1 protein-coding gene is annotated in these 464 nt (G+C 69.6%); it reads right to left on the bottom strand.

Translation table 11 applies throughout. From position 1 onward, the window contains the following. On the bottom strand, window positions 1–464 hold a 464-nt coding region (locus tag OO68_RS48875; RefSeq protein WP_033314713.1), incomplete at both ends, for a cysteine hydrolase family protein.

Below are 464 nucleotides of genomic sequence, written 5' to 3'. Positions count from 1 at the left end.
GCCGTCGGGCAGGTCGCGGGTGGCGCAGCTCTCGGCGTCGATCGTGGTGCGGAAGCCGAGATCGAGCGCGGCGCGCGCGGTCGAGCTCACGCACATATGGGTCATGAAGCCGGCGAGCACCAACTCCTTGCGGCCGGTCGCGGCCAGCTGCACATTGAGCTCGGTGCCGGCGAAGGCGTTCGGCAATTGCTTCTCGATCACGATCTCGCCGGGCCGCGGCTCGAGCTGCGCCACGATCGCGCCGCGCTCCGCGTCGCGATCGAACAGGCTGCCCGGCGCTCCCTTGTGCGCGATGTGGATGATCTTGGCGCCGCTTTCCCGTGCGCGACCGAGCAATGCGGTGGCGCGCGCAATCGCCGGGCTGGCGTCGGGCAGGGCCAAGGGACCTGCGAGATATTCGTTCTGGATGTCGATCAACACCAGGCAGGCATCGCCGAGGCGCGGCGGGGTGAGGTCGATACCGG

It is taken from the genome of Streptomyces iakyrus (assembly GCF_000717055.1).
Classification (GTDB): Bacteria; Actinomycetota; Actinomycetes; order Streptomycetales; family Streptomycetaceae; genus Streptomyces; species Streptomyces iakyrus.
This window is presented reverse-complemented; position numbering and strand designations above follow the sequence as displayed.